Consider the following 23,363-nt stretch of genomic DNA (forward strand, 5'->3'; position numbering starts at 1 on the left):
CATGGCGTGCCGCGCAAATCGTGGCTTGAGTTTTATAATTATGACCGTAATGTATTTATCCGGGCGGCAGGAGGAAATGCCGCGTCGGCGGAGAGCCCCGTGAGCCAGAGTTCCATCAAGACCGCCATCGTCACCGGGGCGGCGTCCGGCATCGGACAGGCGACGGCGCAAGCCCTGCGGGCCGCGGGCTACCGCGTCTACGGAACGAGCCGGAAGCCCGCGTCGGACGCCGGTACCGACCTCGGGATGCTGACCTGCGACGTCACCGACGACGCCTCGGTCGCCGCGATGATCGCGACGGTGTCCGGCGAGGCGGGGCGCATCGACCTCCTGGTCAACAACGCCGGCTTCGGCATCAGCGGCGCCGCCGAGGAGTCCTCCATCGAACAGGCTCAGGCGATGTTCGACGTCAACCTGTTCGGCGTCGTCCGTACGATCCGCGCCGTCCTGCCGATCATGCGGGCCCAGAAGGGCGGCCGGATCGTCAACATCAGCTCGGTACAGGGACTGATCCCCGCGCCCTACATGGCGCTGTATGGCGCGAGCAAGCATGCGGTCGAGGGTTACTCCGAGTCGCTGGACCACGAGGTTCGCGGCCAGGGCATCCGGGTGGTACTCGTCGAACCCGCCTTCACGCGCACGGCCTTCGACCGGAACCTGGTCCGGTCCGACAGGCCGCTGGGCGTCTATGACGCCGAGCGCGCCGGACGGGACCGGTTCCTGCGCGAGGTCATGACGACCGCGGACGCCCCCGAGGTCGTGGCGAAGGTCGTCGTGACGGCGGCCACCGCGGCGACGCCCAAGCGCCGCTACACCGCCGGGCCCGTGGCGCGGCGGGTCAGCCTGCTGCGCCGGTTCGTGCCGGCCATGGCCTTCGACAGGAGCTTCAGGAAGCAGATGGGGCTTCCGCAGGTCTCGTGAGAGCGGCAGCAATGCGGGATCGACCCAAGCCGCCTGCCGGGTCACGGCGGGTCGTCGGGGGGCTCCGACAGGACGACCGCGTGGTTGTTTCGTCTTCGCTTCCCTCAGGCCGCGTCGGGCATGCGATCCAAAAGCTTGTCGAGGGTGATGGGATAGTCCCGCACCCGCACGCCGGTGGCGTTGTGGATGGCGTTGGCCACCGCCGCCGCGGCCCCGCAGATGCCGAGTTCTCCGACGCCCTTGGCCTTGAGGGGCGTGGCCGCCGCATCGACCTCGTCGAGGAAGATCGCGTCGAGGTGCGGGACGTCGGCGTGCACCGGGATCTCGTAGCCGGCCAGGTCGTGGTTGGCGAAGAATCCGCGCTTCTTATCGACCGCGAGTTCCTCCATCAGGGCAGCCCCGATGCCCATGGTCATGCCCCCGATGATCTGGCTTCGCGCCGCCTTCGGATTCAGGATGCGCCCGGCCGCGCACACCGCCAGCATACGCCGCACCCGGATCTCGGCCGTGTCGACGTCGACGCCGACCTCGACGAAGTGCGCGCCGAAGGTCTGGATCGCAAAACGCTTCGTCAGGCCGCCGAACTCCATGACGTCCTCGGCCACGAGATCGCCCTCGCTGGCGGCTCCGGCGAGCGGTGCGCTGAGGTTGCCGGACCGGACGAGGCCGTCCTCGAACACGGCGTCGCCGGAATTGATGCCGAGACGCTTCGACACTGCCTCGCGCAACCGCATGCAGGCCGCATAGACGCCGGCGGTGGAGGAGGCGGCACCCCATTGGCCGCCCGAGCCTGCGCTTTCGGGAAAGGTCGAATCCCCCAGCCGAACCACGACGCGATCGAGGGGCAGGCCCATCATCTCGGCCGCGGTCTGGGCGATGATGGTGTAGGTGCCGGTGCCGATATCGGTCATGTCGGTCTCGACCGTGACCACACCCCCGGCATCGAGCCGGACGCGCGCGGCGGATGTCGTCAGGGGCGCCGCGCGGATGGCCGAGGCCATGCCGATGCCGACGCGCCAACGGCCGTCGCGGACCTGGCCCGGCTCACCCACGCGCCTGTCCCAGCCGAAGCGCTTGGCGCCCCGGCGCAGGCATTCGACCAGTTGCCGCTGCGAGAAGGCGCGCTCCGGCGACTCGGGGTCGACCTGCGTGTCGTTCAGGATGCGGAAGGCGACGGGGTCGAGACCGAGCTTCTCCGCCATCTCGTCCATGGCGACCTCCAGCGCCATCATGCCGGGGGCCTCGCCCGGCGCTCGCATGGCGCTGCCCTCGGGCAGGTCGAGCTGCGCCAGGCGCAGGCGCGTCATCCGGTGGGCCCCGGCGTAGAGCAGGCGCGTCGGGAGGACCGCGCTCTCGGGCCGTCCGCCCGCGAGATTGCCGGACCAGCTCTCGTGGCCGATGGCGGTGATGCGCCCGTCCGCGGTCGCGCCGATGCGGACGCGCTGGATCGTGGCCGGGCGATGAGTGAGGTTGTTGGCCATCAAGGCCCGCGGCAGGGCGACCTTGACGGGGCGTCCGGCCGCACGGGCACCGAGCGAGGCCAGGACCGCGTCGGAAAGGGTCGTGGCCTTTCCGCCGAAGCCCCCGCCGATGTAGGGCGCGATCATCCGCACCCGTTCCTTCGGGATGCCGAGCGTCCTGGCGAGGTCGCGCACGCCCCAGCCCATCAGCTGGACGGAGGTCCACAGGGTGAGCCGATCGCCCGTCCAGGCAGCCACGGTGGCGTGCGGCTCCATCATCGCGTGGGTCTGATCGGGCGTCGTGTAGGTCTCGTCGACCCGGAACGGCGCCGTGGCGAACGTGCCCTCGAAGTCACCGACCTGCGTTTCGGTCGGCCCGCCGAACTGGCCGGGCTTGGGCACCGGGGCGGTCTCCCTTGCCGCCGCGAGATCGAAACGCCCCGGGGTGGCGACCGCATCGACCCGGATGAGGGCTGCGGCGGCGCGGGCTTGCTCGAAGGTCTCGGCGACGACGACGGCGACCGCCTGATGGTAATGGTCGATGTCCGGCCCGGCGAGCGCCCGGGCAACGTAGAACTCGCCCTTGTCGAGGGTGCCGGCGTTGGCCGCCGTGACGACCGCCAGCACGCCGCTCGCGGCCCCCGCGCGCGACGTATCGACGGAGACGATCCGCCCCTTGGCGATGCCGGCGCCGACGACGTAGCCGTATGCCAGGCCCGCCTCCGGGTCGTGCCAGTCGCTGGCGTAGGGTGCGGTGCCCGTCGTCTTGAGCGGACCCTCGATCCGATCCGTGGGCTTTCCCACGACCTTGAGCCGGTCGATGGGGTTGGTGCCTGCCGGTGTCTCGAACTTCATGCCGCTCCCCCTGCCCCTACGACGTTTCGCCTGCGCCGGAACGCGCCGTTCAAGCCACGTCGGGCATGCGGTGGATGAGCTTGTCGAGGGTGATGGGGTAGTGGCGGACCCGGACGCCGGTGGCGTTGTGGACGGCGTTGGCGACCGCCGCGGCGACGCCGCAGATGCCGAGTTCGCCCACCCCCTTGGCCTTCATCGGCGNGGCCCCGGTGTCGCCGAACCGGCGGGACCGGGCGTCTACACCCTAGGGTGATGGGGTATTCGCGGACCCGGACGCCGGTGGCGTTGTGGACGGCGTTGGCGACCGCCGCGGCGACGCCGCAGATGCCGAGTTCGCCCACCCCCTTGGCCTTCATCGGCGAGGACATCGGGTCGACCTCGTCGAGGAAGACCACCTCCTGGTGCGGGATGTCGGCATGGACCGGCACCTCGTAGCCGGCCAGGTCGTGGTTGACGAAGTAGCCGCGCCTCGTGTCGACCGCGAGCTCCTCCATCAGCGCGGCACCCACCCCCATCGTCATCCCGCCGATGACCTGGCTGCGGGCCGACTTCGGGTTGAGGATGCGCCCGGCGGCGCAGACCGCCAGCATCCGCCGGACCCGGATCTCGGCCGTGGCCGCGTCGACCCCGACCTCCACGAAATGCGCGCCGAAGGTCGACTGCTGGTGGGTCTTGTCGAGGTCGCCGAACTCGATGGCGTCCTCGGCCACGAGATCCCCGCCGCGCGCGGCCTGCGACAGCGGCACGGCGCGGTTGCCCACCCGGACCTGGCCGTCCGCGAACACGGCGTCGGCCGAGTTGAACCCGAGCTTGCCCGCCACCGCCTCGCGCAGCTTCACGCAGGCCGCATAGACGCCCGAGGTCGAGGAGTTGGCGCCGAACTGTCCGCCCGATCCCGCCGAGACCGGGAAGGCGGAATCGCCCAGCCGCACCACGACCTTGTCGAGGGTCACCCCCATCATCTCCGCCGCGGTCTGGCCGATGATGGTGTAGCTGCCGGTGCCGATGTCGGTCATGTCGGTCTCGACCGTGACCGTGCCCTCGGCGTCGAGACGGACRCGGGCGGCCGACTTCACGACCATGTTGTTGCGGAAGGCCGCCGCCACCCCCATCCCGACGAGCCAGCGCCCGTCGCGGACCTGGCCGGGCCTGGCCACGCGCCCGGCCCAGCCGAAGCGCTCGGCGCCCTGGCGCAGGCATGCCACGAGGCTGCGCTGCGAGAAGGCGCGCTCCGGCTTCTCCGGGTCGACCTGGGTGTCGTTGAGTTCGCGGAACCGCACCGGGTCGAGCCCGAGCCTTTCCGCCATCTCGTCCATGGCGACCTCCAGCGCCATCAGCCCCGGCGCCTCGCCGGGGGCGCGCATCGCGTTGCCCTCGGGCAGGTCGAGCACCGAAAGGCGCATCGCGGTCATGCGGTTGGGGGCGGCGTAGAGCAGGCGCGTCTGCATGACCGCCGCCTCGGGCCCGCCGTCGGGGAGGTCGCCCGACCAGCTCTCGTGGCCGATCGCCGTGATCTTGCCGTCCGGGGCGGCACCGATGCGGATGCGCTGGAGCGTGGCCGGCCGGTGCGTCGTGTTGTTGAACATCTGCGGGCGCGTCAGCGCGACCTTGACCGGCCGCCGCGCCGCGCGCGCGCCCAGGGCCGCGAGCAGGGCCTCGCACCGCAGGAACAGCTTGCCGCCGAAGCCGCCCCCGACGAAGGGCGACACCAGCCGGACCTTCTCCTTGGGGATGTCGAGGGTCATGGCCAGATCGCGCACGCCCCAGTCGATCATCTGGTTCGAGGTCCAGACCGTGACCCTGTCGCCGTCCCAGGAGGCGATGGAGGCATGCGGCTCCATCATCGCGTGGGCGTGGTCGGGGGTGGCGTAGCGCTCGTCGAGCTTTACCGGCGCGGCGGCGAAGGCGCCGGCGAAATCGCCCACCGCGGTGTCGGCCGGACTGCCCTGGACGTCGCCCGGGCTCTTGGCGGCCTCCGTCGAGGCGGCGAGGTCGAAGTCGCCCTTGGCGGCGGCATAGCCGACGAAGACCAGGGCCGCGGCGGCCCGGGCCTGCTCGAAGGTCTCGGCCACCACCAGCGCGACCGCCTGGTGGTAATGCGCGATGTCGGGACCGCCGAGCAGCTTGGCCGTGTTCAGCTTGCCCTTGCCGAGCTTGCCCGCGTTCTGCGCGGTGACGATGGCGATCACGCCCGGCGCCGCCTCGGCCCGGCCGAGGTCCATCGACGCGATCCGCCCCTTGGCGATGCCCGCTGCCACCACGAAGCCGTAGGCCGGCTTCAGCTTCGGGTCGTGCCAGTCGTAGGCGTAGGGCGCGGTGCCGGTGGTCTTGGCGGGGCCGTCGATCCGGTCCGTCGCCTTGCCGACGATCGTGAGCCGGTCGATCGGGTTGGTGCCCGCGGGGGTGTCGAACTTCATGGTTCAGGCCCTCGCTTCTGTGAGCACCGCGCCGAGCGTGCGCTCGGCGAGCGTCAGCTTGTAGGCGTTGTCGCGGGTCGGCGCGGCGCCGGAAAAGACCCTGTCGGTCACCGCCTTGGCCCCTCTCGGCAGATCGCCCTCGGCGGCCTCGACGCGCCAGGGGCGCGGTGCCACCCCGCCGAAGGCGACGCGGCCCGAGCCGTCCTTGCCGATGATCGCGGCCACCGAGACCAGCGCGTAGGCGTAGGAGGCGCGGTCGCGGACCTTGCGGTAGATGTGCGTCCCGGCCACGGGCCTGGGCAGCGTCACCGCCGTGATCAGCTCGCCGGGCCGCAACGTCGTATCGACCTCGGGTTCGTCGCCGGGGAGACGGTGGAACTCGGCCATGGGAATCGTGCGCGATCCGCCCTTGGCGTCGACCGTCTCGACGGTGGCGTCGAGCACGCGCATGGCCACCGCCATGTCGCCCGGATAGGTGGCGATGCAGGCCTGGCTGGCACCGATCACCGCCAGTTGCCGGCTGATGCCGTCGAGCGCCGAGCAGCCGGAGCCGGGCCGGCGTTTGTTGCAGGCCTGGGCCGTGTCGTAGAAATACGGGCAGCGGGTGCGCTGCAGCAGGTTGCCGGCCGTCGTCGCCTTGTTGCGCAGCTGCCCCGAGGCGCCGGCCAGCAGCGCCCGGCTCAGGACGCCGTAGCCCTCGCGCACGCGCGCGTCCGCCGCGAGGTCGGTGTTGCGCACCAGCGCCCCGACCCGCAGCCCCCCCTCGGGCGTCGGCTCGATCGTGTCCAGCCCGAGGCCGTTGACGTCGACGAGGTGGGCCGGCGTCTCGATCTGCAGCTTCATCAGGTCGAGGAGGTTGGTGCCGCCGGCGATGAACTTGGCGTTGGGCGTGCGCGAGACCGCCGCGGCGGCCGCGGCCGGGGTGGCCGGGCGCTCGTAGGTGAAGGACTTCATGCGGGCCTCCCGGCGACGTCGGCGATCGCCGCGACGATGTTGGAATAGGCGCCGCAGCGGCAGATGTTGCCGCTCATGCGCTCGCGGATCTCGGCCTCGGTGACCGCGTAGGTCCCGTCGAGATCGGCGCTGACGTGGCTCGGGATGCCCGCCTTGATCTCGGCCAGCACCGCGACGCTCGAACAGATCTGCCCCGGSGTGCAGAACCCGCACTGGAAGCCGTCGTGCTTCACGAAGGCCGCCTGCATCGGGTGCAGGTCRCCCGGCTTGCCCAGGCCCTCGATGGTGGTGATGCTGTCGTCCTGATGCATCACCGCCAGGGTCAGGCAGGCATTGATGCGCCGCCCGCCGACGATCATCGTGCAGGCGCCGCACTGGCCGTGGTCGCAGCCCTTCTTGGCCCCGGTCAGGTGCAGRTGCTCGCGCACCGCRTCGAGCAGCGTCGTGCGCGTGTCGAGCGCGAGCGCGTGRCGCTCGCCGTTCACCGTCAGGGCSACYTCGGTCACCACCGGCGCGCCGGCCGACGCGGGTGCGGCCCCCGCAACCGTCGGGACGGCGCCAAGGGTCGCGGCAGCCGACGCTCCAACCATCAGGTCTCTCCGATTCACGTCGTAATCTGCGGATCTTTTCCGACATCGAGCCGTAAGGGCGGCGGCCGGCTTCAGCCCNCGCCGGCCGACGCGGGTGCGGCCCCCGCAACCGTCGGGACGGCGCCAAGGGTCGCGGCAGCCGACGCTCCAACCATCAGGTCTCTCCGATTCACGTCGCTGTCTCCAGGCCTTCGCATCTCGCTGTCCGGCCCCATGACGGGGGGCAACGGACAGGGCGCGGGCCCAGCCGTCGACGTCGGATGCCCGGGGGAAACACCGATATCTTGGATTGGCTCCAAGGTACCGGGAAGACTTTCGTCGATCGGGCCGGTCGCGCCGCCGCCGCCGACGCCGGGGCAGCGGCGCACGCTCTGCGCGGTGAAGGGCCCGGCGCGCCTCCGCCATCCGGTGCCGACCCCGCGAGACCGCCCTCCCTCGCCCGGCATCCATCCCTGCGCCGCGGACGATCGCGATCGGGCATGAAAAAACTCGGGCATGAAAAAACCCGGCTCGAAGGCCGGGTTCGCATTCTCGTGCTGCCGGAGGGAAGCGGTTACGCGCTCGCCTGGATCCAGCGGGACAGGTCGCCCTTGGGGGCGGCGCCGACCTTCTGGCTCGCCAGCTGCCCGTCCTTGAAGATCAGGAGCGTCGGGATCGACCGGATGCCGTACTGGGCGGCGATGCCGGGATTCTCGTCGACGTTGACCTTGGCGATCTTCACGCGACCCTGAAGATCGGTGGCGATTTCCTCCAGCGCCGGACCGATCTGACGGCACGGGCCGCACCACTCGGCCCAGAAATCCACGACCACGGGCTCGACGGACTTCAGGACGTCCTGTTCGAAGCTCGCGTCGGTCACCTTTACCGTCGCCATCACGCAATCCCTTTCCGATTTCACGGACAGCCTCTCATCCATCGGCCGCCGCGACTGACGACGAACGTGGCGATGCGACCGGACCGGGTCAAGGCGCTTGCCGGCCGGGGCGTGAGTGATGGCGCACCCGGCGGCGGTTTCCCCCAACCGGCGACCCGCCGGACGCGGTATCGGCGCGACGGGGGTCGAAGCGGAGCCCCGACCGCCCCATCTCTGCGTGACGTCGCGCCCTCGACGGCCCCGGTGGGGACGAGGCGCGAGCCCCGCCGCGGGCGGCCGCCACGGCCGCATGGAGGACCATCCCACGTGAAGCATCTCACACAGATCCTGCTCGCCACCTGCACCATCCTCGGCTCCGCGGCGATGGCCCAGGCCCAGGGCACGCCGGCGGAGACCGAAAGCCCGAACACCTCCTACACGCCGATGACCCCCGGCCAGACCCGTGCGCCCAAGCCCGCGACCGAGACCAAGGTCGCCACCGCCACCGCCGCGCAGGGCATCGCCAGCGGCTGGGCCTTCGAGTTCCTGCCCGACGGCCGCATGATCCTCACCGAGAAGGCCGGCACCCTGCGCCTGGTCGCCAAGGACGGCACCCTCGGCAAGCCGATCGCCGGCGTGCCCAAGGTCGATGCCCGCGGCCAGGGCGGCCTCCTCGACGTGGCCCTCAGCCCCGGCTTCGCCTCGGACAAGATGGTCTACCTGAGCTACGCCGAGCCGCGCGAGAAGGGCAACGGCACCACCGTGGCCAGGGCCAAGCTGGTGGAGGACGGCGGCGGCGCCAAGCTCGACGACCTCAAGGTGATCTTCCGCCAGACCCCGGCCTACGAGGGCGACAAGCACTATGGCTCGCGCCTCGTGTTCGCGCCGGACGGCAAGCTGTTCATCACGGTGGGCGAGCGCTCCGACAAGGGCCCCCGCGTGCAGGCGCAGGACCTCGCCAGCGGCCTGGGCAAGGTGTTCCGGGTCGATCCCGACGGAAGCGTGCCCAAGGACAACCCCTTCGCCGGCAGCGACAAGGGCAAGCCCGAGGTCTGGTCCTACGGCCACCGCAACGTCCAGGGTATCGCCCTCGACGCCGAGGGCCGGGTCTGGACGGCCGAGCACGGCCCGCGCGGCGGCGACGAGCTCAACCGGCCCCGTGCCGGGCTGAACTACGGCTGGCCCGACGCGAGCTACGGCATCGAGTACGACGGCGGCAAGATCGGTGCGGGCAAGACCCAGGCGCCCGGCACCGTGCAGCCGGTCTACTACTGGGACCCGGTGATCGGTCCCTCGAGCCTGACGCTCTACCAGGGCGCACTGTTTCCGGCGTGGTCGGACGCCTTCCTGCTCGGCGGCCTCGTCAGCGGCGGCCTCGTGGTGGTGAAGCTCGACGGCGACACGGTGGCCACCGAGGAGCGGGTGCCCCTGAACGAACGCATCCGCGACGTGAAGGTCGGCCCGGAGGGCGCCGTCTATGCCCTCACCGATGGCCCGGACGGCAAGATCCTCAAGCTGACGCCGGCCTCGGGGAACTGATCCCCTCGGGGCGAGGGCTCCCTCGTCGGCAGCAACAAGCCCCCGCCCCGCTCCTCAGCTTTCGCGTTCCGCGAGAGCCTGCAGGGCAGCCGCCACCGCCGCCGCATCGAGGCGGCGGATGGTGGGGCCCGAGGTCCAGACCAGCATCGGCTTGACGGTGCGGCCCGGATAGATCTCCCCGAGCAGGGCCGCATAAAGCGCGATCTGACCCGCCTCCGCCGGGGGTGGGCCGGCGTCGTCCGGCGGCGGCCGGCCGGTCTTGAAGTCGGCGAGCCAGACCTCGCCCTCCGTCACAGCCAGGCGATCGACCCGGCCGACGACCGGGCGCAGGCGCCCCCCCACCGTCACACGACCGGTGAGCGTCACCTCCGCCCGGGCCTCGCGGGCAAACAGCGGCGCGAGGTCGGGCTCCTCGATGAGCCGCAGCACCGCTGCGACGATGGCCCTGCGGGTATGGTCGTCGAGGGCGGGGGCGCGTGCCCGCACGAAGGCGGTGGCGGCGTCGCGGCGGAGGGCGGGGTCGAGGCGGGGGAGATGTTCGAGCAGAGCGTGGATGAGAACGCCGCGCCGGCGCGGTTCCGGGTCCGCCTGGCGCCGGGCCGGCATGCGCTGCCCGTCGGCGGCGGCGAGCGCGCCCGAGGGGCTCAAGGGCGGCGCGACCGCGATCTCATCGGGTGCCGGCGCCGAGAGCCAGGCCGGCGCGTCCACCTCTGCCGCCGGCAAGAGAATGTCCGTTTCCGTCGACGCGGCGCCCTCGCCCTCGCGCCAGAGGGTCGCCGGCCCGTGGGGAGTCTCGAGGGCCTGCCCGGCGCCGCGGTCGGTTTCGAGGCCGGTGCGGATCATCTCGCACCAGGCCGCCGGTTCGGCGGCGGTGCGCCCGCGATAGGGCGCGACCACGAGGCGGTCGGCGGCCCGGGTCATCGCTACGTAGAGCAGGCGGTTGTGTTCCTCGCGGGCCCGGGCCTGCAGGTCGGCCCTGGCGGTGGCCGCGGCCTCGCAGTCCTGGCTCTTGCTCGACCACACCGGGGGCAGCGCCTCGTCCCGGGCGGCCGACATCGGCAGCAGCGGCGGATCGTTGCCGCCCGGCTTCTCGCAACCGTCGATGATCACCACGAGGGGCGCCTCCAGCCCCTTGGCGCCGTGGACGGTCATGACGCGGACCTCGTCGCGGCCGGATTCGAGGTCGCGCTTGACGGTGTGGCCGGCCTCGCCGCGCCCGGAGGCCGCGAGGTAGCGCGTCAGGAACCCGCCGAGCGAGGGCGCGTCGCTGCCCTGCTCCACCTGCGCGGCGGCGGCCAGGAACACGTCGATGGCGTCGCCCGCCTCCTCGCCGAGACGTGCCACCAGGGCACGGCGCCCGCCGTGGGGCCCGAGGATCGCCGCGTAGAACCCGAACGGGCCGCTGGTGGCGGAGAGATCGATCCAGAGGCGCAGCGCGGCCACCGCCCGCAGCGCGGCGGGATCGCCGGCGGCGGCGTGGCGGTGGAGGGCGTCCTCCAGGGTCTCGGATTCCTCGCGCCGGGCGGCGAGCCGCACGAGATCGTCGTCGTCGAGGCCGACCAGCGGCGTTTTGAGAGCCCCGGCCAGGGTCAGGTCGTCGGCCGGCAGCAGCCCGGCCCGACCCGCCGCAACGAGGTCGTTGACGGCGATATGGGCGGCGATGTCGAGCCGGTCCTGGCCGGCCACCGGCACGCCCAGGGCCTTCATGGCGCGGATCACCTCCTCGAAGGCGGCCGAGCGCTTGCGCACCAGGATCAGGATCTCGCCCGGGCGCCAGACGCGGCCGGTTTCGTCGCCGTGCAGGGTCCAGCCCCGCACCGCCCTGGCGATGCGACGAGCCGTGACGATGGCCGGCGCGTTGGCCTCCGGCGCATCCACCGGGGCCGCCCAGGCATCGGGCTCGACCTCGTCCACCGGCTCGACGATCGGCCAGAGTTCGACGGCACCGGGGGCGCCCCGGCGGGCCGTGGTGTGGATCGTGCCGGGCTTCGTCGCGTCGTCGAAGGCCAGCCCCTGGTAGTGGTCGGGCAGCGCGAAGGTGGCGTCCACGGCACCCAGGATGCCCAGCGTCGAGCGGAACGAGAGCTGCAGCTCGACGTCCTCGAAGGCGAGGCCGGCCTTCTGTGCCGCCCCTCGCCATTCCTGCCGCACCGCCTCGAAGGCGCGCGGCTCGGCCCCCTGGAAGCTGTAGATCGACTGCTTGGGGTCGCCCACGGCGAAGCGCGTCCGCAGGCGGTCGCGCGCACCCTCGCCGGCGGCGAACTCGGCGGTGACGAGGCGCAGGATCTCCCACTGCTGCGGGTTGGTATCCTGCGCTTCGTCGACGAGGACGTGGTCGACGCCGCGGTCGAGCTTGTACAGCACCCAGGCCGCACCGGTCCGCGACAGCAGGTCGAGGGTCTTGTGGATGAGGTCGTCGAAGTCGAGCGCGCCGAGACGCGCCTTCTGGGCCTCGACACGGCGGTGGATCTCCCGCGCCAGGGTGAACAGGGCCTGCGTCCGTTCCAGGGTCCGCGCCGCGCGCAGGGTATCGAGCAGCAGCGCCAGCCGGTCGCGCTCGGCCAGGAGGTCCTGCTTCGCGTCCTCGGGCACGCCCTTGGTGCCGAGGCTGCGGTCGGCCTTGGGCGGCCCCTCGCCGTCCTTGGTGAAGAACACGCAGCGGTACAGGCCGAGCGCCGCGGGCGTTCCCCGCGCCGCCTCGGCCTGGACCAGGAGGTCGGCGAGCTGCTCGTCGGTGGATTTGCCCGTGCGCAGGCGGGCGGCGAGGCCGGGCCAGTCGGAAAGCCCGTCGTCGAGCATGCGCCGCTCGATCTCCGGGGCCGTGTCGCCGGCGCCGAGACCGAGGCTGCGGGCGAGCGCGGAGAAGGCGGCGTCGAGACCGCGCGGGTCGCCGATCACCCGGCGCGCACGGATCGCGTCACGGATGACCTTGCGCAGGGCGTCGCCCGTGGCCTCGGGCCCGACCACGGCGAGGGCGGCCCCGAGATCGGAAGCGCGGGCGCCGATGGCGTCGGCGAGCACGTTGTCGGTCTCGATGGCAAAGGCGTCCCGCGACTGGTCGTCGTCGAGGACGACGAAGCGGGCCGGGACGTTGGCCTCGAAGGGAAACAGGTGCAGCAGCCGCTCGCACAGCGCGTGCAGGGTCTCGATCTTGAGCCCGCCCGGCGTCTCGACGGCGCGGGCGAACAGCCGGCGGGCGAGGTTGACGGTCTCGCGCCGGGGCACCTGCCCGGTGAGTTCCGCCAGCTCGGCCGACAACGCCGCCTCGTCGAGGGTGACCCAGCGCCCGAGCCGCTGGAACACCCGGATCGACATGTTGGCGGCGGCCGCCTTGGTGAAGGTGAGGCACAGGATGCGGGCCGGCGCCGCCCCGTCGAGGAGGAGGCGCACGACCCGGTCGGTGAGCACCTTGGTCTTGCCCGTCCCGGCATTGGCCGAGACCCAGGCGGAGGCGCGCGGATCGGCGGCGCGCCGCTGCTTATCCTTGGTGAGGGCGTCGACGACGAAGGCGCGGTTCATGGGCCTAGTCCTCCTCGCCGCCGAGCGACCATTCCAGCACCCGGGCGAGGTGGTCGTAATCGCCGTAGGATTTGGCGTATTTCGGGTAGGGCCGCGAGGTGTAGGCGGCCTCGCCGGACAGGAAGCGGGCGAGCAGGCCGCGCAGGCGGGCGGTGTGCTCCTCGACGATGCCCTCGACCCCGCGGGCATCGCCGCGCGGCGGTTTGAGGGGCCGTGGCACGAACGGGTCGCGCCCGCCCGACGCGTGGACGTAGAGCAGGTCCGGCGTTCCCGCGGAGGCGGCGATCCCCGCGAAGGCACCGGCCTTGAGCATCGCCGCCTCCAGGGTGAGCTGTGGCGAGAACCCGGCGAAGACCTCCCTGTTGCTCGGCGGCGCCCCGGTCTTGAAGTCGACGATGCAGGCGGTCCCGTCGCGCGCCAGCTCGATCCGGTCGGCGCGGGCGCGCAGGGTGACGCTGTCGGTCCCCAGGGGGATCACCCACTTGCCCGACACCTCCGGATGGACGCGCCGCAGGCCGGGCCGGCGCTGCGCCTCCCAGTCGAGGAAGCGGCCGGCCATGCGCTCGTAGCGCGGCCACCACTCCGCGTAGAGTTCGGGATAGGTGTCGGCGATGCTTCCGAAGGCGTCGAGCGCCAGGGCGTAGAGGCGCTCGGGGGCGTCGGCGGGCAGCGCCTCGGGGTGGTCGTCCGCGAACCGGCCGAGGATGTCGTGGACCAGGGTGCCGCGCTCGGCCGCACCCGGCATCGCCGCCACCGGCTCCAGCGGTTCGAGCCCGAGCACGTGGCGGGCGAAGATGACGTAGGGGTCGCGCACCAGCGTCTCGATCTCGGTGACGCTGAGGGAGCGCGGGAACAGGGCCGGATCGGGCCGTGGCCGCGGCTGGGCCAGCCGCGGCGGCGGCGGGCCGCCGTGGTCGAGCCTGTCGGCGAAGCCCGCGAGGCGCCGTCCCTGCCCCAGCGCCGTCTCCCAGCGCGCATCGCCGACGAAGGCGCGCAGGCGCTGGAGAAAGCGCGAGGGCACCGTCGGCGAACCGTCGCGCTTGCCCGCCCGCGTGATCACCGCGTCGCGGCAACCCAGCGCCTGGACGAAGTCGTGGGCGCTCTGGCCGATCCGGCGCTCGGGCGGGTTCAGGCCCACCCGCTCGCGCATCGGCCTGTTGAGGAAGGAATCGGTCACCGTGCGCGACGGCCACACCCCCTCGTCGAGGCCGCCGAGCACGACGCGGTCGACGTCCATCAGGCGGGATTCGAGGAGGCCGAGGATGCGCACGCGCGGGTGCGGCGCCGGCCCGCCGCAGGTGACGACCCGCTCGGCGCAGAGCGCGGTGAAGAAGGCGGGGTACTCGGCGAAGGTGCCCGGCATCAGGCCGGGCTCGGCCATGGCGAGGTCGTCGAACAGGGTGTCGAGCCCCTCCAGCGACCCATCGGCGGGCATCTCGGTCTCAGGGCAGGCCAGCAGCCGGTCGCAGGCGGCACGGTGCCGGCCGGCGATCGCCACGAGGTTTTCGGGCGCGGAGACGTCGGGGACAACGAAGTCGGCCAGGGCGTCGGTCAGGCGGGCGATCAGCTCGGCGGCCAGGTCCCAGTCCCGGTCGGCGAGGCGGCGCTTGGGCCTTGGCCGGCGGCCGGTGGCGGCGCGCTGGTCGTCCAAAGCCTTGGCGATGCCGGCAAGGCCCGGCCCCGGCGCGGGGCCGCGCAGCACGCCGATCTCCAGGGCGGCGGCGGCGCGCACCACGTCCGAGCGCGGCATGGCGAGGCGGACGTAGGGATGCGCCAGCAGGGCGATGAGCTTTGCCGGCTTCAGGTCGGTGGCGAGTTCCGCCACGAGGCGGGCGAAGCGCCCCGCCTGGCTGCGCGAGAGGGGTTCGCCCGCCGAATCCTCCGCCACGATGCCCCAGCGGCCGAGCTCCGCCGCGACCCGGATGGCGAGGTTGCGGTCGGGGGTGACGAGGGCGGCCGTGGCACCGGGGGTCTCCAGGGTCTCGCGCAGGGCGATGGCCGCGACCAGGGCCTCCTGGCGCTCGTCGGCGGCCTCCACCACCGCGAGCCCGGCGAGTCCCCGGCGGGCGAGATCGTCACGCACGGAGGCGGCGAGATCGGCCCAGGCGTCGGTGGTCTCGGCCGGGCGCAGGGCCTGGGACAGCAGCGCCGCGCGGGCGCGGGCCTCCTGCGAGGGCGCGCCGAGGACGACGACCTCGCTGCGGTCGAGGGCGAGCCCGCGCGGCCCGAGCAGGCGGTGCAGGATCGCCTGCGGATGGCCGTGGGCGATCTCCCGCTCCGCGCCCTCGCCGGTGTCGATGGCGGTCCAGCCGGGGGCGTCGAGGTCCTGGTCGAGCCCCGGCAGCACCACCGCCCCGCGCGGCAGGGCGGCCACCGCGGCGATGAGCCGGGCGGTGGCCGGGACCGAGCCGGTGGAGCCGGCCACGATCACCGGACCGGCCGGGGGCTCGCGCCCCAGGCGGTCGGCCTCGGCCATCACCATCAGGCGCGAGCGCACCACCGGGTCGCCGAGGCCGCGGTCGTGCAGGATCGCCGGCCAGTTCTCGGCGGCGATGCGCACGAAATCGAGGGTGAGCCCGAAATAGCGCGAGTATTCCGCCTCGACGGCCCCGGCGATCTCGGCCCAGGGCAGGCCCTCCACGGTGAGCGCGTCCATCAGGCGTTCGAGGTCGCCGGCCAGGGCCACCGCGTCCGCGGGGGAGGACGGCACCAGGAAGGGCACGTCGTCGTCGATGGGCAGGAGGGCGCGGTCCACGGTCTCGGCCCAGGACTGGACCAGGCGCGCCAGGATCAGGCGCCGCTCCAGGGGCGGCATCGCCGGAGCGAGCGGATCGGGGCCGTTCTCGAGGAGCGGCGTCGCGGCGAGGTCGAGTTCGGCCTCGTCGGCCTCGCCCAGAGGGATCATCCGCGGCAGCAGGGCGGCCCCGCCGAGGCGCTCGGCGAGGCACCCCGACAACGCCCGCACCGCGCGGCGCGTCGGCAGGTAGAGGGTGACGCCGGCCAGCGCCAGGGGATCGCCCCCGAGGTCGCCCACCAGCCGCCCCCCGACGAGGGCCTCGGCGAGGGTTGGGAGGAAGGGGACTCCGGGGGGAATCGTGAAGACGCGGGAGGCGGGCATGATGACCTGTCATTCGGCCAAAGAGGGCCGGCGCGACGACTATTCCGGACGTGGCACCGCCTTCATCCTCACGGCACCCGCGCGCTCGCCTTCACCCGTGCCTCGGCCGCGACGATCGCCTGGGGCGTGCCGACGTGGAGCCATTGGCCGTCGAGGCGCAGTCCGAACAGGCGCTCGCGCTCGGCGGCGCGGTCGAACAGCAGGTTGAGGGAAAACGGGCCGTCGGGCGTGTCGGCGAACAGCTCGGGCTTCAGGATGGCGACGCCGGCATAGATGAAGGGGGCGACCTGGCGTTCGCCGCGGCGCTGCAGCCGGCCCTCGGCGTCCATCACGAAGTCGCCGTTACCGTCGTAGCCCAGGCTGGTGGCGGCGGAGGCGACCAGGAGCAGGATGTCCATGTCCTGCGGGCGCCAGGCGGCGATCTGGCGGGCGAGGTTCGAGCGCGGACCCTCCAGCCAGAACGAATCGGAGTTGAACACCACGAAGGGGTCGGCGCCCACCAGCGGCAGCGCCTTCTTGATGCCGCCGCCGGTCTCCAGGAGCGCTTCGCGCTCGTCGGAGACCGTCACCGCGGGCGGCGCGGCACGGCGGGCCAGATGCGCCTCGACGAGGTCGGCGAGGTAATGGACGTTGACCACCGCGTCGGTGATCCCGCCTTCCGCGGCCCGGTCGAGGGCGTGGTCGATGAGCGCGCGGCCGGCCACCGGGACGAGGGACTTCGGGATCGTGTCGGTGACCGGGCGCATCCGGGTGCCGAGGCCGGCGGCCAGGACGAAGGCGCGGGTGATCGCGGGGGCGGCGGGCTCTGGCATGCGGGTCCTGCCGTATCGGTGTGGGATCAGGGGGTCGGCGTCGCGTCGCGGGGGGCCAGCAGCGCGGGCAGGTGTTCCTCGTGCCAGAGGCGCAGGCGTGTCAACGCCGGATGCGCGAGGTTGCGGGCGAGATACCGCTCGATGCGCGGCAGGTGGGCGAGATAGCCGGGCTTGCCGTCGCGGCGGTCGAGGCGGGCGAAGATGCCCAGGATCTTGGTGGCCCGTTGCGCGGCCAGCACCGCATAGGCGCGGGCGAAGTCCTCGACGTCGAACTCCGGCTCGCGGGCGCGGCGCTCGCGGGCATAGAGGCCGAGCAGCCGCAGCTCGAGGTCCGGGCTGGCGTCGACCCGGGCGTCCTGCAGCAGCGAGGCGACGTCGTAGGCCGGGTGGCCGAGCACCGCGTCCTGGAAGTCGATGAGCCCGATCCGCTCCAGCCCCTCGCGGCCTGGCAGCCAGATCAGGTTGGGGGAGTGATAGTCGCGCAGCGTCCAGGTCGGGCGCGCGGGCACGACGGTGCGCAGCACCTCGGCCCAGAGGGCGACGAACTCGGAGCGGGCGGGCACCGGCAGGCTGGCCCCGCGCATCGCCGGGCAATACCAGTCCGGCAGGAGCTCGGTCTCGAACAGCAGGGCTTCGAGGTCGTAGTGGGGCAGGACGTGGTCGATCCCGTCCGCGACCGGCAGCACGCCGGGCAGCTGCGTCCCGTGCAGGCGCGCCAGCAGCCGCGTCGCCTCGGCGTAGCGCTCCGGCCGCGGGCCGTTGGCGTCGGTCACCGGCTCGGCCCCGAGATCCTCCAGGATGAGGAGGCCGGCGGCGAGGTCCTCGCCGTAGATCTTGGGAGCCGAGAAGCCCAGCGCCCGCAGGCCCCGGTCCACCGCGACGAAGGCGTGGACGCTCTCGGCGAGCTTGACGATGGCGCTGTAGGGCTTGCCGTTGCGCACCGGCGGCCCGTCGGCCCGGGCCGGCGAGATCATCAGCACCGCCTTGGCGCCGTCGGCCTTCACGAGCCGCTCGTAGGCCCGCGAGGAGGCATCGCCCTGCATCGGCAGGCGGGTGGCCTCGTCCCAGCCGCTGCGCTCGAGCAGGGTGCGCAGGGAGCGCGCGCGCAGGAGCCGGCCACGCATGCCGCCGGTGCCGTCCATGCGGGCGAACCGGGCGCCGTCGCCGAACTGCGGCCGCAGCGACAGGTCGACCGACAGGACCGGGCCTTCGCGAAACCCCAGCCGCTCGGGCCATTCCACCAGGGTGATGGCCCCCTCCGTCATCTCGTCGAAGCCCAGCTCCACGAGTTCGTCGGCGCTGCGCAGGCGGTAGAGGTCGGCGTGCACGATGGCGCGCCCGTGTCGGCCCTCGTAGGGCTGGACGAGGGTGAAGGTCGGGCTCGGCACGTCGAGGGCGGGGTCGCCGGTCAGCTCGCGGATGATGGCGCGCGCGAGCGTGGTCTTGCCGCCGCCCAGGCCGCCGGAGAGGGCGACGATGTCGCCGGGCTGGAGCAGCTCGGAGAGGAAGCGGCCGAGGTCCTCGGTGGCGCCCTCTTCGGTCAGCATGATTTCCCAGGCCGCCGGGGCTTGCGCCTCCGGTCCCGCCGGGCCGTGGCCGTCGTCACTCACCCGCTCGATCCTCCAAGGCCCGCCTCCAACGCCCGTCGCTTCGTGAGGTGCAACGCACCAGGCCCCGCGGCGATACCGAACCCACGCGAGCAAATCGGACCCGCGCCACGCCGAGGCCGGAAGCCCCCATGCGGCGATCATGGTAACCGAGCTTCCTTAACCTGGGCTTGCCCCACCCTTCCGGCGGCGAAGCGGCGAAGAAGCATTTCGGTCCCTCGCGTCTCACGAGGACGATCCGAGCGACGGAAAAGATTGGTGAGCGCGTTGGGGTTCGAACCCAAGACCTACAGATTAAAAGTCCGTTGCTCTACCAGCTGAGCTACGCGCTCGCGTCCCCATGACGGACGGGCCTGGCGGCGGCCGCGGGTCCTGCGCATGGGGAAGCGGGCCTGCAATAGGGGGTGGGCGGAATGAGGTCAACCGGGCCGACCGGGCCGTGACGGATCGGCCGATCCGGGACGGCCGGCGGCGTGCCGCGAACCGCGCGGCGGCGATTGAGCCGGGGTCGCAGCCTTGCTATCGCAGGCCCGTTCGCATCGCCCGTCTGGCTGCGGAGCGGATCGCGACGCGGCAGGACTCATGCGGCAGGACCCATCCCGATGATCGCAGGCCCCATCCCGTCCCAGGCACTCGCGCCGGCCCGGCGGGTCGCGACTCCCGAACGCCCAGGGCGGGTCCGGCGGCGGCGTGCCGGGTGGGTCGCGGCGGTCGTCCTGACCCTGGCGCCGATCTCCTCCGGCCAGGCGGCGACACCGTGCAAGCCGGTCCAGTCCGACGGCGAGACCTTCACGGTCTGCACGGTGGACCTGCGCCGCGAGCGCGTGCGCCTGTTCTGGCTGGACGCGGACGGGCTGCCCTATTCGTCGCTCTCGACCCTGGCCACCAAGCAGGGGAGCCAGCTCGGCTTTGCGATGAATGCCGGCATGTACGACAAGGGCCAGGCGCCGGTGGGGCTCTACGTGGAGGAGGGGCGCGAGCTGAAGGGGGTGTCCACCGCCAACGGCCCGGGCAACTTCCACCTCAAGCCCAATGGCATCTTCTACGTGAAGGGCGAGCGCGCCGGGGTGATGGAGACCGGCCGCTACCTCAAGACCAACCCGAAACCCGACTTCGCCACGCAATCGGGCCCGATGCTGGTGGTGGACGGCAAGATCCATCCGAAGATCTCGACGGACGGCCCCTCGCAAAAGATCCGCAACGGGGTCGGCGTGCGCGAGGACGGCCGCACCGCGGTGTTCGCGATCTCGGAGCGGCCGGTGACGTTCGGCGCCTTCGCCCGCCTGTTCAAGGACGATCTCGGTTGCCGCAACGCCCTGTTCCTCGACGGCAGCGTGTCGAGCCTCTACGCCCCGAGTCTGGGCCGCTCGGACCTCAGCCGGCCGCTCGGGCCGATGGTGGGAGCGGTGGCGCGGTAAGGCCGCCCGCCCCCCTCCTCGGTCAGCCGTCGCGTTTGGCGGTCTGGCCGAACATCACCTTCTTGGCGTCCTCGCTCATCGGCTTGCCGTAGTCGGGGTTGACGGCCGCCGCCCTGGCGTAGGCCGCCTTGGTGGCCGAGCGCCCGGCGATGTCGGCGAACCAGCGCGACAGGTGCGGGAAGTCGGACAGCGTCTGGCCCTGCTTCTCCCACGGCACGATCCAGGGGTAGGATGCCATGTCGGCGATGGAATAGGCGTCTCCCGCCACATAGGCGCGGTCGGCCAGCCGCCGGTCGAGGACGCCGTAGAGGCGGTTGGTCTCCTTGACGTAGCGGTCGATGGCGTAGGGAACCGGCTCGGGCGCGTATTGCGAGAAATGGTGGTTCTGGCCGAGCATCGGCCCGAGGCCGCCCATCTGCCAGAACAGCCATTGCAGCACCTCGGCGCGGCCGTGCAGGTCGGCGGGGATGAACCGCCCGGTCTTCTCGGCGAGGTAGAGCAGGATCGCGCCGGATTCGAACAGGGCGACCGGCGCGGTGCCCGAGGCCGGGGCGTGGTCGACGATGGCCGGCATGCGGTTGTTGGGGGCGATCGCCAGGAAGTCGGGCGCAAATTGCGCCCCCTTGCCGATGTCCACCGGCTTGATGGCATAGGGCAGGCCGGCCTCCTCGAGGAACAGCGTCACCTTGTGGCCGTTCGGGGTCGGCCAATAATAGAGGTCGATCATCGCGTCTCCTTGGACGTGCACCGTCCGCACCCTCAGGGCGCGCAGGTGGGCTCGGCGACGGCCGAGGTCAACGCCCCTCGTCGAACGAAGGCCCGCATCGATCGAATGCGACGGACATTGCTGACGCTCGCTTCACGGCCGGCGTGGCAGGGTCGTCCCCGGAGCGGCCGGGGACAGGGCGATGATCAGCGCGGTATCGATTTCGGCGGGCGGGCTGGCGGCGGCGACGCAACGCTATTCCGCGGCGGCCGAAACCGTCGCCACCCTCGGCACCAGCCTGCCGCAGGCCTCGCAGGTCGATCTCTCGACGACCGCGATCGAGCTCATCGAATCGAAGGCCGCCGTCGCACTCAACACAGCGGTCATGAGGTCCTCCATCGAGACCGAGAAGCGCGTCCTCGACATGCTGGTCTGACCGCGCTCGCGCGCCTGGGATGCCGAGGCTACCCGGCCCGCTTGGGCGAACGCCGCTTGCCCAGAGGGGGCGAAAACTCTATGCCCCAGGAGCGCGCGAGCGTGTCGGGGTGTAGCGCAGTCTGGTAGCGCATCTGGTTTGGGACCAGAGGGTCGTAGGTTCGAATCCTATCGCCCCGACCATTCGCCGCCTGTCCGTCCGTTGGTCTCTCGAAGGCTTGAACCGTCCGATGTCGAGCGCGCGTATTTACCGGCCCGCCAAGGATGCCTCCCAGTCCGGGCTCGCCCGCACGCACCGGTGGATCCTCGAATTCGACCGGACCGAGCCGCGCGAGACCGATCCGCTCATGGGCTGGACCGGCTCGGGCGACATGCTGCAACAGGTGCGGCTCACCTTCGACACGCAGGAGGAGGCGGTGGCCTATGCCACCCGCGCCGGCCTGTCCTACCGGATCGACGAGCCGCAGAAGGCGATCCCGCGCAAGGGATTGTCATACTCCGACAATTTCAAGTTCAGCCGCACCGCGCCCTGGACGCACTGAAGCGCACTCACGACTTGGCCGGGTGGCGCGCCCGAAAGGCGGCATAGGGCTCGGCCGCGTCCGGCACGTCGAGATGCACGAGGCGCATCGGCTGCTCGTCGAGCGGCCGGCACAGTTCGGCGTAGATCTCGGCACCGAGGAGCCCGAACCCGGCGGCGGTCTCGGCGGAATTGGCGAAATAGCCCTCGCGGATACCCGCCAGACGCATCGCCGCATGGCACATCGGGCAGGGACGCCCGCTCGCGTACATCACCGCGCCCTCGAGCTTCGGAGTGCCGAGCGCCTGGCCCGCCTCGCGCAGGGCCCGCAGTTCGGCATGGTCGGTGGGATCGTTGGTGAGGTGGATGCCGTTGGCCGCGCGGGCGATCACCGCGCCGTCCCGGACGAGGACGGCGCCATAGGGCCGGCCGCCCTGCGCGACGTTCGCGGCGGCGAGCTCCACCGCCTCGCGCAGGTAATCCTCATGCGTGCTCATCGGCGGCGTGTTCATCGACGGGTCTCCTTCTTCGGTCGGACAGCGTAGCGGACTCAAAAAGCGTAACGGACCTGGCAATAGGGGATGCGCTCGGCCATCAACGCCTTGAAGCGCGCGATCCACTGGGCCTTCCAGCGGGCACGGTAGCGCAGGTTGTCGCCCCCGCCCTCCGACCTCTTGGCCTCCTGGATGTCGGGGCGCCACAGCAGCGCCTCGGCCTTGGGGTGCCAGCCGAGGTTGACCGCGTGGAGCCCGGCGTTGTGGGTGAGCAGGATGACCTCGGCCTTGAGCTGGGCCTTGGCCGCCGGCCCGATGCCGGCGTCGAGGGCCTCGAACAGCGCGCCCCAATCCGCCTCCCAGCCCTCGTAGAGGATCACCGGCGAGAAATTCACGTGGACCTCGTAGCCGGCGGCCACGAAGTCGTCGATGGCCGCGATCCGCTCCATGATCGGCGCGGTGCGCACGTCGACGATCCGGGCGATGCCCTCGGGCATCAGCGAGAACCGGATGCGGGTCTTGCCCCGGGGCTCGTAGGCGAGGAGGTCGCGGTTGACCGCCTTGGTGGCGAAGGAGGCCTTGGCGTTGGGGATGTCGCGGAACAGGGCGACGAGGTCGCGCACGCCGTCCCCGAGGAGGGCGTCCACGGAAAGGTCGCCGTTCTCGCCGATGTCGTAGACCCACCGCTCCGGGTCGATCGTGTCGGGGGCGGTGAGCGGCCCCTGCTTGCCGGCGTGGCGCCGGATCGCCTCGCCGATCGCCTCGACGTTGACGAACAGCGAGATCGGGTTGGCGAAGCCCTTGCGCCGGGGCACGTAGCAATAGGCGCAGGCCATGGCGCAGCCGTTCGAGGTCGAGGGCGCGATGAAGTGGGCGCTGCGGCCGTTGGGGCGCAGGCTCAGGCCCTTCTTGACCCCGAGCACCAGGGTCGAGCGCTTGATGCGGACCCAATCCTCCACCGCGCCCGCGTTGCCGTGGAGGGTGGGGATGTTCCAGTGCGAGGGCACTTCGATCCGGGCCGCGTCCGGAAACCGGTCGAGGATGGCCCGGCCATGCGCGAAATCCGCCACCACGGGCTCATGGTAGATGGTGGCGACGTCGATGAGGTCGCGCGGCAGGTCCATGGCGTCGCCAGGAGGTCCGTC

At 72.1% G+C, this 23,363-nt stretch carries 16 protein-coding genes, 2 tRNA genes and 1 pseudogene; 6 read left to right on the forward strand and 13 right to left on the reverse strand.

Annotated features, from left to right (window positions below):
- The first annotated feature begins 99 nt into the window (after positions 1–99).
- Entirely contained in the window at positions 100–921 is an 822-nt protein-coding gene (locus ASG40_RS12790; RefSeq protein WP_055886102.1) for an oxidoreductase, read from the forward strand.
- Positions 922–1,025: 104 nt separating this feature from the next.
- Here the strand turns inward: ASG40_RS12790 and paoC (ASG40_RS12795) are convergent, their stop codons facing one another.
- From paoC (ASG40_RS12795) to trxA, 5 genes and pseudogenes are all read right to left on the reverse strand, one after another.
- A complete protein-coding gene (gene paoC / locus ASG40_RS12795) occupies positions 1,026–3,236 on the reverse strand; it encodes an aldehyde oxidoreductase molybdenum-binding subunit PaoC (protein ID WP_055886104.1) in 2,211 nt (736 codons plus the stop codon).
- A gap of 202 nt (positions 3,237–3,438) precedes the next feature.
- Positions 3,439–5,653, reverse strand: a pseudogene (gene paoC / locus ASG40_RS12800) (aldehyde oxidoreductase molybdenum-binding subunit PaoC); the annotation flags it as partial.
- A gap of 3 nt (positions 5,654–5,656) precedes the next feature.
- The gene (locus ASG40_RS12805) at positions 5,657–6,607 is read right to left on the reverse strand and encodes an FAD binding domain-containing protein (RefSeq protein WP_055886106.1); all 951 of its coding nucleotides are present in this window, start codon (positions 6,605–6,607) and stop codon (positions 5,657–5,659) included.
- Complete coding sequence (gene paoA / locus ASG40_RS21265; RefSeq protein WP_055886107.1) at positions 6,604–7,197, reverse strand: aldehyde dehydrogenase iron-sulfur subunit PaoA; 594 nt, start codon at positions 7,195–7,197, stop codon at positions 6,604–6,606. The genes ASG40_RS12805 and paoA overlap by 4 nt, the downstream gene beginning before the upstream one ends.
- A gap of 553 nt (positions 7,198–7,750) precedes the next feature.
- A complete protein-coding gene (gene trxA, locus ASG40_RS12815; RefSeq protein WP_055886110.1) occupies positions 7,751–8,071 on the reverse strand; it encodes a thioredoxin in 321 nt (106 codons plus the stop codon).
- 363 nt (positions 8,072–8,434) lie between these two features.
- Between trxA and ASG40_RS12820 the strand changes: the two genes are divergently transcribed.
- Positions 8,435–9,589 (forward strand): PQQ-dependent sugar dehydrogenase, encoded by a 1,155-nt coding sequence (locus ASG40_RS12820; protein WP_055886457.1) that lies wholly within the window; start codon positions 8,435–8,437, stop codon positions 9,587–9,589.
- A 54-nt stretch (positions 9,590–9,643) separates the two neighbouring features.
- Here the strand turns inward: ASG40_RS12820 and addA are convergent, their stop codons facing one another.
- The 5 genes from addA to ASG40_RS12845 form a co-directional block, all read right to left on the reverse strand.
- Positions 9,644–13,108 (reverse strand): double-strand break repair helicase AddA, encoded by a 3,465-nt coding sequence (addA, locus tag ASG40_RS12825; protein WP_055886113.1) that lies wholly within the window; start codon positions 13,106–13,108, stop codon positions 9,644–9,646.
- Positions 13,109–13,112: 4 nt separating this feature from the next.
- A complete protein-coding gene (addB, locus tag ASG40_RS12830; protein WP_055886118.1) occupies positions 13,113–16,226 on the reverse strand; it encodes a double-strand break repair protein AddB in 3,114 nt (1,037 codons plus the stop codon).
- 68 nt (positions 16,227–16,294) lie between these two features.
- The gene (locus ASG40_RS12835) at positions 16,295–17,038 is read right to left on the reverse strand and encodes a nucleotidyltransferase family protein (protein ID WP_055886119.1); all 744 of its coding nucleotides are present in this window, start codon (positions 17,036–17,038) and stop codon (positions 16,295–16,297) included.
- A gap of 26 nt (positions 17,039–17,064) precedes the next feature.
- Complete coding sequence (gene tsaE / locus ASG40_RS12840; RefSeq protein WP_055886460.1) at positions 17,065–18,585, reverse strand: tRNA (adenosine(37)-N6)-threonylcarbamoyltransferase complex ATPase subunit type 1 TsaE; 1,521 nt, start codon at positions 18,583–18,585, stop codon at positions 17,065–17,067.
- A 316-nt stretch (positions 18,586–18,901) separates the two neighbouring features.
- Positions 18,902–18,977 (reverse strand) — tRNA-Lys (locus ASG40_RS12845).
- Between the two features lie 270 nt (positions 18,978–19,247).
- Here ASG40_RS12845 and ASG40_RS12850 point away from each other — a divergent pair.
- Positions 19,248–20,063, forward strand: coding sequence for a phosphodiester glycosidase family protein (locus ASG40_RS12850; protein ID WP_082524049.1), 816 nt, complete (start codon positions 19,248–19,250; stop codon positions 20,061–20,063).
- A 22-nt stretch (positions 20,064–20,085) separates the two neighbouring features.
- On the opposite strand, the gene ASG40_RS12855 is transcribed toward ASG40_RS12850, so the two are convergent.
- Positions 20,086–20,790, reverse strand: a complete 705-nt coding sequence (locus ASG40_RS12855; protein ID WP_055886127.1) for a glutathione binding-like protein — start codon at positions 20,788–20,790, stop codon at positions 20,086–20,088.
- A 181-nt stretch (positions 20,791–20,971) separates the two neighbouring features.
- On the opposite strand from ASG40_RS12855, the gene ASG40_RS12860 reads away from it, so the two are divergent.
- The 3 genes from ASG40_RS12860 (at position 20,972) to ASG40_RS12870 (ending at position 21,746) form a co-directional block, all read left to right on the forward strand.
- Positions 20,972–21,205: a hypothetical protein gene (locus tag ASG40_RS12860; RefSeq protein WP_055886130.1), complete on the forward strand. Its 234-nt coding sequence runs from the start codon at positions 20,972–20,974 to the stop codon at positions 21,203–21,205.
- Between the two features lie 105 nt (positions 21,206–21,310).
- A tRNA-Pro gene (locus ASG40_RS12865) sits at positions 21,311–21,387 on the forward strand.
- Positions 21,388–21,434: 47 nt separating this feature from the next.
- The gene (locus ASG40_RS12870; RefSeq protein WP_055886133.1) at positions 21,435–21,746 is read left to right on the forward strand and encodes an ETC complex I subunit; all 312 of its coding nucleotides are present in this window, start codon (positions 21,435–21,437) and stop codon (positions 21,744–21,746) included.
- A 7-nt stretch (positions 21,747–21,753) separates the two neighbouring features.
- On the opposite strand, the gene ASG40_RS12875 is transcribed toward ASG40_RS12870, so the two are convergent.
- Both ASG40_RS12875 and ASG40_RS12880 read right to left on the reverse strand, forming a co-directional pair.
- Positions 21,754–22,221, reverse strand: coding sequence for a nucleoside deaminase (locus ASG40_RS12875; protein WP_055886467.1), 468 nt, complete (start codon positions 22,219–22,221; stop codon positions 21,754–21,756).
- A gap of 53 nt (positions 22,222–22,274) precedes the next feature.
- Complete coding sequence (locus tag ASG40_RS12880) at positions 22,275–23,342, reverse strand: spore photoproduct lyase family protein (RefSeq protein WP_055886136.1); 1,068 nt, start codon at positions 23,340–23,342, stop codon at positions 22,275–22,277.
- Positions 23,343–23,363 lie beyond the last annotated feature (21 nt).

The organism is Methylobacterium sp. Leaf399, assembly GCF_001424525.1.
In the GTDB taxonomy this organism is placed as follows: Bacteria; Pseudomonadota; Alphaproteobacteria; order Rhizobiales; family Beijerinckiaceae; genus Methylobacterium.

Bases quoted from the DNA above. Each gene is read 5' to 3' on its own strand.
- ASG40_RS12880 (WP_055886136.1), bottom strand. From the start codon at position 23,342: ATGGACCTGCCGCGCGACCTCATCGACGTCGCCACCATCTACCATGAG.
- ASG40_RS12855 (WP_055886127.1), bottom strand. From the start codon at position 20,790: ATGATCGACCTCTATTATTGGCCGACCCCGAACGGCCACAAGGTGACG.
- addB (WP_055886118.1), bottom strand. From the start codon at position 16,226: ATGCCCGCCTCCCGCGTCTTCACGATTCCCCCCGGAGTCCCCTTCCTC.
- trxA (WP_055886110.1), bottom strand. From the start codon at position 8,071: ATGGCGACGGTAAAGGTGACCGACGCGAGCTTCGAACAGGACGTCCTG.
- ASG40_RS12820 (WP_055886457.1), top strand. From the start codon at position 8,435: ATGGCCCAGGCCCAGGGCACGCCGGCGGAGACCGAAAGCCCGAACACC.
- ASG40_RS12850 (WP_082524049.1), top strand. From the start codon at position 19,248: ATGATCGCAGGCCCCATCCCGTCCCAGGCACTCGCGCCGGCCCGGCGG.
- ASG40_RS12835 (WP_055886119.1), bottom strand. From the start codon at position 17,038: ATGCCAGAGCCCGCCGCCCCCGCGATCACCCGCGCCTTCGTCCTGGCC.
- paoC (WP_055886104.1), bottom strand. From the start codon at position 3,236: ATGAAGTTCGAGACACCGGCAGGCACCAACCCCATCGACCGGCTCAAG.
- ASG40_RS12860 (WP_055886130.1), top strand. From the start codon at position 20,972: ATGATCAGCGCGGTATCGATTTCGGCGGGCGGGCTGGCGGCGGCGACG.
- ASG40_RS12875 (WP_055886467.1), bottom strand. From the start codon at position 22,221: ATGAGCACGCATGAGGATTACCTGCGCGAGGCGGTGGAGCTCGCCGCC.
- tsaE (WP_055886460.1), bottom strand. From the start codon at position 18,585: ATGCTGACCGAAGAGGGCGCCACCGAGGACCTCGGCCGCTTCCTCTCC.
- ASG40_RS12870 (WP_055886133.1), top strand. From the start codon at position 21,435: ATGTCGAGCGCGCGTATTTACCGGCCCGCCAAGGATGCCTCCCAGTCC.
- addA (WP_055886113.1), bottom strand. From the start codon at position 13,108: ATGAACCGCGCCTTCGTCGTCGACGCCCTCACCAAGGATAAGCAGCGG.
- ASG40_RS12805 (WP_055886106.1), bottom strand. From the start codon at position 6,607: ATGAAGTCCTTCACCTACGAGCGCCCGGCCACCCCGGCCGCGGCCGCC.